Here is a 12,433-nt window from a genome sequence, read left to right as displayed (position 1 = left end):
TTTAAGTTTATTTAATAAAGCTTAATTCCTTACTGATGCGATCTAGCACAGGTTTTTTCTTGGCTTGAAACTGTGTTTTATTTTGCTGAATTAAATTGTTGCCGTGGGTATCAATCGAAATAATCAACGGTCCAAATAATTTAACTCGATTAATCCATAAAGTTTCAGGCATGCCCAAGTCTTGCCATTCAGCGCCTTCAATTTCTTCCACTTGAGTGGCCGCCAGTACCGCACAGCCTCCTGGGAAAATCGCATGGATGGCTTTATGTTCCTGACAACCTGCTACAGTTTCAGGGCCCATGCCACCTTTACCAACAATCAGTTTCACCCCTGTTTGTTTGATAAATTCACGCTCGAATTTTTCCATACGCATACTGGTGGTGGGACCAATGGAAACCATTTCAAAACTGCCATCGTCTTTTTTACGCACGATGGGGCCTGCATGGAAAATAGCGCCACCTTCCAGATTCACAGGGAGTTCACGTCCTTGTTCAATTAAACGACGATGCGCGACATCACGGCAAGTGACTAAGCGACCTGTCAGATACACCACATCACCGATTTTGAGATCCGCTAAATCTTCATCACGAAGTGGGGTAGTCAGAATTTTTTTCATAGCACAACTCCTTCGTGTGACAGAATTTCATAAGACATGTCCGCATTAATTTTGATTTTTCCACGACGATGCGCCCAACAGCCCGTATTCACAGCCACACCAATCGTCGATGGATGGCGGGCTGAAGATTCAATGTTCACTCCCATGACACTGTTATTGCCTGTTAAGCCTTGTGGACCAATCCCAATTTCATTTAAACCTTGTTCCAGTAAATCCTCCATTAAGGCTGCACGAGGATTATCACTTTTCGAGTCGACTGGACGCATAATTGCCAGTTTAGACAAACGCGCTGCAGTTTCTACCGAGGTGGAAACACCTACACCGACTAAAAGTGGTGGGCAGGCATTGACACCACGTTCGGTAATCACGTCCATCACAAACTCAGCCACACCTTCGTAGCCTTGACCAGGCATTAGGACCTTGGCTGCACCGGGTAAAGTACACCCGCCACCTGCCATATACACATCGATAGTGCAGGTGTCCTGTTCAGGTACAATGCGCCAGTCTAACCATGGAATTTGTGTACCTGTATTGGTACTGGTATTTTTCTCATCAAAGGTTTCTACGGCATTGTGGCGTAATGGGCCTGAACGGGTCGCTTCGGCAGTTGCTTCACGTAAAATTTCTTGTAATTCACCTAAGAGTGGGAAATGTGCACCTGCTTCAACAAAGTATTGAATTACACCCGTATCTTGACAGCTCGGACGATTGAGTCGATCCGCTGCTTCTTGGTTTTCATCCATCGAATCGTAAACAGACTTTGCTAAAGGGTTCGTTTCCAGAGTTTTGAGTTCAATGAGTTTCTTTTTCACATCTTTCGGTAAGCGTTTACCGATATAGGCGGTAAATTTGGCCATGGTGTCCGTGAGGGACTGTACGGCAAGTTCTTTGTCCATGGGAGGCTCCTTGTTAAATGTTTAATTCAGTCAATTTATTTAAAATCAGGATCAGGGATTCGTTAATTCAGCCGCACTGACTTTGTTTTTTTGGGTAAAACTTAAAATGAGGGTCAGTACGGTAGAGAGAATCAGTAGACCTGCGACGAAATACAGACCACCAGTGAAGCTTCCTGTTTGGTCCTTGACCCAACCAATCATGGCGGGGCCTGCAAAACCACCGAGGTTGCCAATCGAGTTAATAGTGGCAATGCCTGTTGCCGCTGCTGCACCTGATAAGAACATGGTTGGCATACTCCACAGCGGCGGCTTAGAACAACTAATCCCAACGTTAACAATGGTGAGCGCTGCAATTAGACCAAACATACTGCCAGTACCAGCTGCAATCGCGAGTCCTACGGCTGCGGTTAAGCAAGCCAATGCCACATGCCAAGTGCGTTCATTGGTTTTGTCGGAATGGCGTGACCATAAAATCATGGCAACGACAGAGACAATTGGAGGGATAGCATTCAATAAACCAACAGTCATGGAGCTGACACCCAGTTCTTTAATGATTTGCGGTGCCCAAATGCCGAGCGTGTACAAGCCTGCTGAGGTGCCGAAATAAACTGTGGCTAATGCCAGTACGCGTGGATTGGCCAAGCCACGAATAATGCTGTGATGTTGTGAATGATCTTTCTCAGCATTCTCTGCTTGCATGGTTTTAACCAACCATTCGCGCTCATCAGGTTTTAACCAAGTGGCTTTTTCAGGACGATCGGTCATGTAGAAAAACACCACCACGCCAAGAATTACTGCGGGAAAAGCTTCTATCAGGAACATCCATTGCCAACCTGCCAGTCCCATAATGCCGTGCATTTCCAGTAGTGCAGCAGAAATTGGGGAACCAATCGCCGTGGCAATCGGAGCAGCAGCCATAAAGAGGGCTATCACACCTGCGCGATTACGGGCCGGAAACCAATAGCTGAGATAGAGAATAATGCCCGGGAAAAAACCCGCTTCAGCGACACCCAGTAAAAAGCGCATCACATAAAAACTGGTCGAGCTTTCGACAAAAGCCATACCCCCTGCGATAATGCCCCACGTGACCATGACCCGTGCAATCCAGATACGGGCGCCGACTTTATGCAGAATAATGTTAGAAGGGACTTCAAAGAGAAAATAACCTAAGAAGAAAATCCCTGCACCAAACCCAAGAATTGAAGCGGTAAAACCTAAATCTTCTTTCATAGTAATGGCGGCAAAACCGATATTGACGCGGTCAATATAAGCAATTAAATACAGAATCATGATAAATGGCACAATACGCCAAGTGATTCTGCGCAGCGTTCGTTTTTCGATATCCATGTCCATGGCTTATCTCCATATAAGTAGCGATTACCACTCGATCAGGTTACGAAGCACCATCATCGAGTTTGGCGAAAAGGCTCCCCGTTGTGACACCGTAATCCTTAAACGGTGCATTTTATGTTTCACTCAAGGTTCCTTGCTCAAGTGAGATCTCTTGTTTGGGGGGTAACGTGATATGGATAATAGAGGCTTTGCAAAATTGATGAATCGATATAAAGTTAAATCACTATTGCAAAAAACTGAATAATTATGAATTCAGATACAGAATTGGCATTCTTTTGCTTACTAATAAAACAGGGAAGTTTGGTTGCTACCGCACGAGAGCTCAATTTAACCCCACCCGCAGTATCACGACGTTTGACTCAAATGGAAGATCGGCTTGGGGTGCGCTTGCTGAATCGAACCACGAGACGCATTAGCCTGACGCATGAAGGGGAAATCTATTATGAAAATGCGCTGCGGATTTTAAAAGAAATAGAAGACATGGAACGCCGAGTGTCAAGTACTCGATTTGCACCGAAAGGCTTACTTCGCGTGAATGCGCCTTTGGGGTTTGGACGTTCTTATATTGCCCCTGCGATTTCCGACTTTGCCAAAATTTTCTCAGAAGTTGAGGTGCAATTGCAGTTGAGTGACCGTCCTGTCAATCTGCCAGATGAGGCGACTGATGTCGTGATTCGTTTTGGTGAAATTCCTGACTCGCGTTTAATTGCACAAAAATTGGCAGCCAACCGACGTTTATTGTGTGCTTCGCCCTTATATTTAAAAAGTGTCGGCATCCCAGAAACGCCACATGATTTAACCATCCATCAATGTATTGTGATTCGGCAGAATGAAGCCGCCTACGGTAATTGGCGTTTAAGTTTGGGCGAGCAGGTCGAAACCATTAAGGTACATGGTAATTTAAGCACCAACGATGGTGAGGTTGCCTTAAATTGGGCCTTGGATGGGCAGGGGATTTTGATGCGGGCAGAATGGGATGTGGCGAAGTATTTACGTAGTGGACGTTTAATCCAAGTCTTGGAACAGTACAGCACCCCACCTGCGGATGTATATGCCGTGTATTTAGCCCGCTTGCAAGATTCACCACGCGTTGCGTATTTTTTAAATCACTTAAAAGAATATTTGGCACAGCATGTCGATAATTTGGTGCAGCATCGAACCTTACGTTAAGCCATGCTAGTCCATGTTTTTACAGCAGGAAAATAGGCTTCAATATATAGCTACTCAGACATAAAAAAACCAAGACTGTTCATTTGAACAATCTTGGTTTTTGAAACTAAAGATTAAGCTTGAGCAGGCGCTTTTGCTAAAACTTCAGCCATTGCTTTGGCAACGATATAAACATTGTTCATGTTTAAGCCCGCAACACAAATACGACCACTACGTACCAAGTAAATTGCATACTCTTCACGTAAGGTATCGACTTGTTCGCCTGTTAAGCCTGTGTAGCTAAACATGCCTTTTTGTTCAACTAAGTAGTTGAAGTCGCGGTCTGGAAGTGCTTTGGTTAATTCGTCTTTCAAAATACGACGCATTTTAATAATACGTTCACGCATTTCTTTAACTTCATTTTGCCACTGTTGATTTAACGCTTGGTCATTCAAGACTTGGTCAACCAACCATGCACCTGTTGTAGGAGGGCTAGAGTAGATACGACGTACAGTTGCTTTCAATTGACCGAAGGTACATTGAGCAGTCGCTGCATCATCACACACGAATGTCAAACCACCGACACGCTCACCGTAGAGTGAGAAAATCTTAGAGAATGAATTGCTGACAATAAAGTTTAAGCCCGCTTGGTCAAGTGCGCGAATTGCATAAGCATCTTGTTCCATGCCTTCACCAAAACCTTGGTACGCAATGTCCAAGAATGGAATAAGTTGACGTGCTTTTAGTACGGCAATCACTTGATCCCATTGTGCAGGGGTTAAATCTGCACCTGTCGGGTTGTGGCAGCAAGGGTGAAGCAATACCACGCTTTGTTCTGGTAATTGTTGTAAGCAAGACAACATACCATCAAAGTCTACACCACGCGTTTCTGCATCAAAATATGGGTAGAAATGGGTCTTTAAGCCTGCACCATTAAAGATGGCAACATGGTTGTCCCAAGTTGGTTGGCTTACCCAAACTTCAGAATTTGGGAAGTAATTTTTTAAAAAGTCAGCACCAACTTTCAGTGCACCAGAACCACCTAAAGTTTGAATCGTTACGGCACGACCACTTTGTACTGCTGGGCTATTTTCACCAAATAACAACGCTTGAATTGCATCGCGGTAAGGTTTGAAACCTTCCATTGGCAAATACAATTTGGTTTTGTTTTGCTTTGGCTCAAGGCGCTTTTGCGCTTCCATGATTGTTTCAAGCTGAGGAACAATACTGTCTTCGTTATAGTAAAGACCAATACTTAAATTAACTTTACCTTCACGAGGGTCGGTATTGAACTGTTCCATAAGCGACAAAATTGGGTCGCCCGCATAAGGAGGGATATGTTGAAACATTAAAAATCCTTGTTTGTTGCAGCTAGGGTCAAACTGTTCGCGCTTCGCATCGTCCAGTTAAAGTTGGTGATAACTTAAGCCGATTCACATGAGTTTTGCAAGACCAGTTTCATCCAATATGATTCTGGTCTTACATGGGGGAGGCATCGCCTTTATTCAATAGACTTATTTAAAAGAACGATCTGGGTTTAATATTAAATTTGCATTCATAGCTTTATATTTACGTTGCTTTATCCAATAAGCCACACTTAAACAGCCGATCCAAGCTGGAATCATATATACCGCGATACGCATATCAGGGGTTAGGCTCATAATCACTAAAATACCCAACATAAATACAATGCACAGATAATTGGTGAATGGATAAGCCAAACTTGGGAACAACGAGCTTTTTTGCTGCTGTTGCATGCTTTGACGGAATTTTAAATGCGTGATTGAAATGACAACCCAGTTAATCACAATAGCAGCCACGACTAACATCATCAGCAAACCAAAGGCTTTTTCAGGGAAGATGTAATTGAGTAAAACGCAGAGTGCAGTCACCAATGCAGAAATGAGAACCGCATTGACAGGAATCCCACGAGAATTAATTTTTTTAAAGAATTCTGGTGCATTGCCTTGTTCTGCCAAGCCAAGCAACATGCGGCTACTACAATAACTGGTGCCGTTATATACAGAAACTGCGGCAGTTAAAATGACAAAGTTTAATGCGGTGGCAACGCCTTGGCTGTCGAGCGAAGCAAATACCATTACAAATGGACTGCCGCCTTGTGCCATTTGGTTCCAAGGGAATAGGGCTAACAGCACCACCAAGGTTAAGATATAGAAAATCAAAATGCGATAGATAATCTGATTGACTGCTTTTGGCAAGGTTTGCTGCGGGTCACGTGCTTCTGCGGCGGTAATACCGAACAGTTCAATGCCACCAAAGGCAAAAATAATTGCTGCCATAGCCATGACTAAACCGCTGACACCATTCGGGAAGAAACCACCAAGTGCCCAAAGGTTGCTGATCGCAGCTTGTGAGCCTGCGCTACCCGTTGCCAGCAAGTAAGAGCCAAAACCAATCATGGCCACAATGGCGAGAATTTTAATAATGGAAAACCAGAACTCCATTTCACCAAAGAGTTTCACGTGGAGCAAGTTAATGACATTAATTAAAATAAAGAAGCCAAGGGCAGACATCCAAGTTGGAATTTCAGGCCACCAGTATTGAACATAGAGTCCGACCGCGCTGAGTTCTGCCATACACACCAGAACATTGAGAACCCAATAGTTCCAGCCCGACATAAAGCCCGCAAAACGACCCCAATATTTATTGGCAAAATAGCTGAAAGAACCACTCACAGGCTCTTGCACTACCATTTCCCCGAGTTGACGCATCATTAAAAATGCAATGAGTCCAGCAATGGCATAGCCCAAAATAACGGAAGGACCTGCCAGTTTGATAGATTGAGAGATTCCAAGGAATAGACCCGTACCGATTGCACCGCCTAGGGCAATGAGCTGGATATGACGGTTGGATAAACCGTGCTTGAGCTTACCGTGATCATTGTGTGACATATGATTATTCTCATCCTTGTCGTGTAATTATTTCCTAATAAATTACGTATATCATAAATTGATTAAAAAATAATATACAAGTGAAACACCTAATTATTTTTTATTTCTCTTAAAAATAAGAAACTTAGGCGCTTATTTCTATCTGATGATCCCTATAAAGCAGCCTTATTTTTATAGTAATGCACCAAATATGGGCATTTATTGTAGCGAGTTCATCGGGGTTTTCTAGCTAAAAGTGTTGTTTAAAACAGCAGTTGAATGCAGTGTTTAACTGAACAAGAGACAACAAGAAATAATAAAATTATGAATAAAGTAATTGAATTATATATTGCGTAATTTTATAAATTCAGTATGATGAAATGAAATTGATACAGTTGCCGTAGTGGATTGGATTTTTACTTTTATTTAATCAATTGATTTTTATAAAAGTAATAAATTTTTATCAATACGATCAAGTGAAGAGTGTAGAGAAAATAACAAGGATGACATTATCATGAACTCACAATTGAGCTGTTTTATTCCTGTTTCAGCCCATTCAGATTTCACCATTCATAATTTGCCTTATGGCATTTTTAGTCGTTGCAAGGAAGGTGAACGACGTGTTGGTGTTGCGATTGGCGAATGGATTTTAGATTTAGCTGCTTTAGAGCAGGCAGGCATTCTGCGTCTGAGTGAACATGAGTGCTATTTTAATCAGCCAAGTTTGAATAAATTTATCGAATCAGGTTCAAGCAACTGGCAAAAAGTACGTCGTGAATTACAAGCATTACTGGCACTGGATAATCCACGCTTGCAGCATGATGCAGAATTACAGCAACAGGTACTCTATAAACAGCAAGATGCCATCATGCATTTGCCTGTACAAATTTCAGGTTATACCGATTTTTATTCTTCTAAAGAACATGCCACCAATGTGGGCTGCATGTTCCGCGATCCTAAAAATGCTTTATTACCGAATTGGAGCGAATTGCCTGTTGGCTATAATGGGCGTGCCAGTTCGGTGGTAGTGAGTGGAACAGAGATTGTTCGTCCATCGGGGCAAATCAAATTACCAGAACAAGAGCGACCAGTTTTTTCAGCGACACGTAAGCTGGATTTTGAATTAGAAACGGCTTTTATTGTAGGTAAACCGAGTCGTTTAGGTCAGCCGATTCATATTGAAGATGCTGAAGCTCATATCTTTGGTATGGTGCTCCTCAATGACTGGTCGGCACGAGATATCCAACAATGGGAGTATGTCCCTTTAGGTCCATTCAATGCCAAGACCTTCGCGAGTGCTATTTCGCCGTGGGTTGTCACCATGCAAGCTTTACAGCCATTTAAAGTGCAAGGTCCTGTACAAGAGCCACGTCCATTGGCGTATTTGCAAGAAAGTGTCGAAAGTAGTTATGACATTCAGCTTTCAGTAGAAATCCAAACACCACAAAGTGACAGTGCGGATGTAATTTGCCAAACCAACTTTAAATATATGTACTGGTCAATGGCACAGCAGTTAACACATCACACCATTGCAGGCTGTAATGTCAATGTCGGCGATTTGATGGGCTCAGGCACGATTTCAGGTACAGCCAAAGACTCTTATGGTAGCTTGCTTGAACTCACTTGGAATACAACGTCACCTTTGACTTTGACCAATGGTGAACAGCGTGGTTTCTTGCAAGATGGCGATACTGTCATCATGAAAGGTCATGCAGAAAAAGATGGCATACGCGTGGGCTTTGGTGAAGTGCGAAATACCATTTTGCCTGCCTTAAGTTTTGATTTTGCTGAAACAGTGCAGGTACAGCATGAAACTGTATAGCTATTTTCGCAGCTCAGCAGCCTTTCGTGTGCGGATTGCCTTAAATTTAAAAGGCTTGAGTTATGACACACAAGCGGTGCATTTGCTGAAGCAAGGTGGCGAACAACACTCGGCTGAGTACGCGGCAATCAATCCGAGTGAGTTGGTGCCGACTTTGCTGGATCAGCAGTATGTCTTGACGCAATCACTGAGCATTCTTGAGTATCTGGAAGAAGCCTATCCAAAGACGGCTTTATTGCCTCAGAATTTACAACAGCGTGCGCAGATTCGTGCTTTTGCTCAGTACATTGCATGTGAAATTCATCCTCTGAATAACTTAAGAGTGTTGCAGTACTTAGAACAGACGCTTGCCGTGAGTAATAGTAAAAAGACTGCATGGTATCAACACTGGATTAAGCTTGGTTTTCATAGCCTAGAGCAACAATTACAGCATTCTGATGGTAAATACTGTTTTGGCGAACAGGCGAGTTTTGCAGATTGCTGCCTAATTCCACAAGTCTATAACGCCAAACGCTTCCAAATTGATTTAACGGAATATCCAAAAATCCAGTCGATTTATACGCACTGTATGCAGTTGGCTGCTTTTCAGCAGGCTGCACCAGAACAACAAGCCGATTGGGAATAAAAAACAGAAAAAGGAGTTTGATTATGAGTTTTGCAATTAAAAAAATTCACCACGTTGCTTACCGTTGTAAAGATGCTAAAGAAACGGTGCAGTGGTACAAGACCATGTTGAACATGGACTTTATTTTAGCCTTTGCTGAAGACCATGTGCCATCGACTAAAGCGTTTGATCCATATATGCATTTATTTTTAGATGCAGGTCAGGGCAATGTGTTGGCATTCTTTGAGTTGCCAACGCAACCTGAAATGGGGCGTGATGAAAACACCCCAGCTTGGGTGCAGCATATTGCCTTTGAAGTTGAAGACCTAAATGCATTATTGGCAGCTAAAGAACATTTAGAACAACAGGGTGTGAAAGTCCTTGGCATTACTAACCACGGTATTTTCCATTCGATTTATTTCTTTGATCCGAATGGGCACCGTTTAGAGCTGACTTATAACGATGCGCATGCTGATGAAAAAATCGCGCGCATTACGGAAGAAATGAAACTGGAAATGCTGGATGAATGGAGCAAGACCAAACGTGCACCGCATCATACCCACTTTTTACATGAAGAAGAATTAGGTGCCTAGACGAATCTTCTAACATTTTAATTTTACCCTTGACTGCATTTTTGACCGAGTGCAGTTTTTTTTTGCTGTGAGTGATCGTCTGACGGGCTGCAAGATCCAATGTCATTCAAAAAGATGATTTCAGTTTTTTGTAAATCTCAGGCATGATGTCACGGACCAATGTGTCCTTGTGTAGTCACACAAAACTAAATAAACGATTGAAAAAATGACCTTTAAAGAGCGCGTCAATGGTTGAAGAAAAGTTATCGGGTGGAGTGCAATCGCTTGAAGTGGGTTTGGCCGTGTTAAATGCACTGGTCGAGCATAATCAACCGATTATTCTCAAAGATCTATCGTACAAGCTGAGTATGCATCCAGCCAAAGTTCACCGCTATTTGGTGAGTTTGATTCGTATGAATTACGCCAAACAACTGGACGATGGTCAATACGCACTGGGTGATCAGGCTTGGCGTTTAGGATTGAACTGCATTCAACATACCGATGCCTTACAACAAGTCCAATCGATGATTTATGGCTTACAGGCCAAGATTGGTTGTAGCATTCAAATTAGCAAATGGTCACCGCGAGGTCCTTTGGTGGTGCAGTCGATAGAATCGAATCATCCAATTGCGATTGTGACCAAAGTCGGCTCAATTATGCCATTGGTCAATTCGGCATCGGGGCGGGTCTTTGCTTCGTATTTACCTGAAAGTGTTATTCGTCCTTTGATGCAGGAAGAATGGGATAAAGCGGCCTCTTTAGGCCTAGCACTCAAACCTGCCAATTGGGATGAATTTACCCAATTGAAGCAGCAGATTTGCACCGAACAGATGGCTTTAGCGAAAGGGGACTTATTGGTCGGCATTAATGCAGTGGGGTTACCTGTATTTAATGCACAAGGTCAGATTGAGTTTTCTGTGGTCGCCATTGACAGTGAAACGTTTCTGCCTTTGAACACGGGCAGTGAAAAAGTTCAGTTATTGCAGCAAGAAGTGGCTGCGATTAATCGGTTTATTCAAGCCCGTTAAGATGGCTTATGCTACATGCTAAAAAAGGCGACTGAATTCAGTCGCCTTTTTTGTGAGTGAAACATGCTTAAATGGGTTCGCATGTTTCGCCCGCCTGTATTGGGGGGTAAATACGTTACTTAAACTTGGAGTACCCCACGACGGATTTGATCACGTTCAATCGATTCAAATAGCGCTTTAAAGTTTCCTTCACCAAAACCATCATCGGCTTTACGTTGAATAAACTCGAAGAATACAGGTCCAAGCATATTTTCTGAGAAAATTTGCAAGAGTAGTTTCTTCTCGCCATTTTGAGTTGAGCCATCCAATAAAATGCCACGTTGCTGTAGCTCATCTGTTGGCTCGCCATGATTTGGCAAACGCTCTGGTAGCATTTCATAATAAGTATTTGGTGGAGGGGTCATAAATTTCATGCCAAGGGCTTTCAGTTTGTCCCAAGTACCAATCAAATCATCGGTAATAAAGGCAATGTGTTGAATGCCTTCACCATTAAAGTCGGCAAGGAACTCAGCAATTTGACCATTGCCTTTATCTGAATCTTCATTCAATGGAATACGGATTTTACCATCAGGTGCGGTGAGTGCTTTAGAAGTTAAACCTGTGTATTCACCTTTAATGTCGAAGTAGCGAATTTCTTGGAAATTAAAGATTTTTTCATAGAAGTTTGCCCAATATTCCATGCGGCCTTTGTAGACATTATGGGTTAAATGGTCAATTTCATTGAGACCCGTTCCAATTGGGTTTCGTTCTACACCTTCAATAAACTCAAAGTCATTTTCATAAATGTCACGGTCAATCAGGAAAATGGGCATACCACCAATGCCTTTGATGGCTGGAATGTTGAGTTCCATTGGACCTGCTTGGCTATAAATAGGTTCTGCACCTAATTCAATTGCTTTTTTAAAGGCTTTAGCTGCATCGCGTGTTTTAAATCCCATAGCACAAGCTGAAGGACCATGTTCTTTATAAAAAAAAGAGGCATAGGATTCAGGCTGATAATTCAAAATAATGTTGATATTTCCTTGACGCCATAAGTACGCATTTTTGGATTTATGCTTTGCGACTTTGCTAAAACCAATGGTTTCAAAAATTGGATCGAGATCATTTTCCTTTGATACGAATTCAATAAATGCAAATCCACATAATTCTAATGGGTTTTCTAAAATATCCATCTTATTTCCCTCTTGTCATGCAAGGACGAGTCCAATGTTCAGGCGGTTTGGGATGTGAGGAACGATATAGAAAAACCCGTGGGTTTCTCAATCTTTAGCCAGGTACATGCTGTGGCATGACCAAGTTCAAACGTTCAATGACACATCCGGTGTGACTTCTATGATGGTGCTGGAATACCGCATCTTCACTCACTGTAGGGCTATTTTAGTTTTACAGTGGTTTTCTCTGATGTTTGTGATATTCCCTTCACCGATCATCTATTTAACTGTGCTATTTGTGCATCAAAAAGGTGCACATTGGCTACTTTATGTTGAGAACAGCTTACTAAA

Annotated in this window: 11 protein-coding genes; 5 read left to right on the top strand and 6 right to left on the bottom strand. The window is 42.6% G+C overall.

Translation table 11 applies throughout. From position 1 onward, the window contains the following. Positions 1 to 7: 7 nt before the first annotated feature. The 3 genes from ttdB to I593_RS03480 are packed head-to-tail and all read right to left on the bottom strand — an operon-like array spanning position 8 to position 2,865. Positions 8 to 616, bottom strand: coding sequence for a L(+)-tartrate dehydratase subunit beta (gene ttdB / locus I593_RS03490; protein ID WP_016166186.1), 609 nt, complete (start codon positions 614 to 616; stop codon positions 8 to 10). After that, positions 613 to 1,512: a L(+)-tartrate dehydratase subunit alpha gene (ttdA, locus tag I593_RS03485; protein ID WP_016166185.1), complete on the bottom strand. Its 900-nt coding sequence runs from the start codon at positions 1,510 to 1,512 to the stop codon at positions 613 to 615. Before ttdA ends, ttdB begins: the two co-directional genes overlap by 4 nt. A 51-nt stretch (positions 1,513 to 1,563) precedes the next feature. Next, positions 1,564 to 2,865, bottom strand: a complete 1,302-nt coding sequence (locus I593_RS03480; protein ID WP_016166184.1) for an MFS transporter — start codon at positions 2,863 to 2,865, stop codon at positions 1,564 to 1,566. Positions 2,866 to 3,111: 246 nt separating this feature from the next. Here I593_RS03480 and I593_RS03475 point away from each other — a divergent pair, with 246 nt between their 5' ends. Continuing rightward, positions 3,112 to 4,035, top strand: coding sequence for a LysR family transcriptional regulator (locus I593_RS03475; RefSeq protein ID WP_016166183.1), 924 nt, complete (start codon positions 3,112 to 3,114; stop codon positions 4,033 to 4,035). Between the two features lie 113 nt (positions 4,036 to 4,148). Here I593_RS03475 and I593_RS03470 read toward each other — a convergent pair whose 3' ends face one another. Together I593_RS03470 and I593_RS03465 are read right to left on the bottom strand one after the other, a co-directional pair. Beyond that, positions 4,149 to 5,363 (bottom strand): amino acid aminotransferase, encoded by a 1,215-nt coding sequence (locus I593_RS03470; protein WP_016166182.1) that lies wholly within the window; start codon positions 5,361 to 5,363, stop codon positions 4,149 to 4,151. 165 nt (positions 5,364 to 5,528) lie between these two features. Further along, positions 5,529 to 6,926: an amino acid permease gene (locus I593_RS03465; RefSeq protein ID WP_016166181.1), complete on the bottom strand. Its 1,398-nt coding sequence runs from the start codon at positions 6,924 to 6,926 to the stop codon at positions 5,529 to 5,531. Between the two features lie 493 nt (positions 6,927 to 7,419). On the opposite strand from I593_RS03465, the gene fahA reads away from it, so the two are divergent. From fahA to I593_RS03445, 4 genes are all read left to right on the top strand, one after another. Continuing rightward, positions 7,420 to 8,727 carry a fumarylacetoacetase gene (gene fahA, locus I593_RS03460; RefSeq protein ID WP_016166180.1) on the top strand — a complete coding sequence of 436 codons (1,308 nt, stop codon included), beginning with the start codon at positions 7,420 to 7,422 and terminating at the stop codon, positions 8,725 to 8,727. Next, positions 8,714 to 9,352 (top strand): maleylacetoacetate isomerase, encoded by a 639-nt coding sequence (gene maiA, locus I593_RS03455; RefSeq protein ID WP_016166179.1) that lies wholly within the window; start codon positions 8,714 to 8,716, stop codon positions 9,350 to 9,352. The genes fahA and maiA overlap by 14 nt, the downstream gene beginning before the upstream one ends. Before the next feature lie 23 nt (positions 9,353 to 9,375). Continuing rightward, positions 9,376 to 9,924, top strand: a complete 549-nt coding sequence (locus tag I593_RS03450) for a VOC family protein (protein ID WP_016166178.1) — start codon at positions 9,376 to 9,378, stop codon at positions 9,922 to 9,924. 227 nt (positions 9,925 to 10,151) lie between these two features. Further along, a complete protein-coding gene (locus tag I593_RS03445) occupies positions 10,152 to 10,931 on the top strand; it encodes an IclR family transcriptional regulator (RefSeq protein ID WP_016166177.1) in 780 nt (259 codons plus the stop codon). A 119-nt stretch (positions 10,932 to 11,050) separates the two neighbouring features. Here I593_RS03445 and hppD read toward each other — a convergent pair whose 3' ends face one another. Continuing rightward, on the bottom strand, positions 11,051 to 12,103 hold the full coding sequence (hppD, locus tag I593_RS03440) for a 4-hydroxyphenylpyruvate dioxygenase (RefSeq protein ID WP_016166176.1): 1,053 nt from the start codon (positions 12,101 to 12,103) through the stop codon (positions 11,051 to 11,053). Between the last annotated feature and the right edge of the window lie 330 nt (positions 12,104 to 12,433).

The organism is Acinetobacter tandoii DSM 14970 = CIP 107469, from assembly GCF_000400735.1.
GTDB lineage: Bacteria > Pseudomonadota > Gammaproteobacteria > Pseudomonadales > Moraxellaceae > Acinetobacter > Acinetobacter tandoii.
Note: the sequence above shows the minus strand (reverse complement) of the source record. Positions and strands in the feature narration are given on the sequence as shown.